The following is a 435-nucleotide window of genomic DNA, read 5'->3' on the forward strand; positions in this document are numbered from 1 at the left end:
ACCTTGCGCGTGACCGGGCGGGCCGCGCCATCGTCTGTGAGGATCTCCGCCAGCTCCACCTGTGCGGGCTGCAGCGCCCCGTCGGGCCGGTCCCGCGCGCGCCGCTGGCTCCAGAAGGCCCGGTAACGGCCGCCCGGAACGGCGAACTCCACCTCGGCCAGGCATTCGGCGGTGTGCCGCGTCATCAGCTCATTGCCGCCTTGCGAGACGCCGCCGATACGCGGTGTCTGGTGGTAGAGCGCCAGGCAGATCGCATCGAGCAGCGTGGTCTTGCCCGCCCCCGTGGGGCCGGTGATCGCGAACAGCCCGCCGTCCGAGAACGGCGCCTGGGTGAAGTCGATGCGCCACTCGCCCTTCAGGGAATTGAGGTTCTTCAGCCGCAGCGACAGTATCCTCATGCGCCCCCCTCTTCCCGCAGGTCGGACAGCACGCCCC

At 70.6% G+C, this 435-nt stretch carries 1 protein-coding gene; it reads right to left on the bottom strand.

Annotation, left to right across the window (positions count from 1 at the left end):
* On the bottom strand, positions 1-398 hold a 398-nt coding region (locus tag E2E34_RS35090), incomplete at its 3' end, for an AAA family ATPase (protein ID WP_138905810.1).
* Between the last annotated feature and the right edge of the window lie 37 nt (positions 399-435).

Origin of the sequence: Streptomyces albidochromogenes (assembly GCF_005981925.1) — a bacterium.
GTDB lineage: Bacteria > Actinomycetota > Actinomycetes > Streptomycetales > Streptomycetaceae > Streptomyces > Streptomyces albidochromogenes.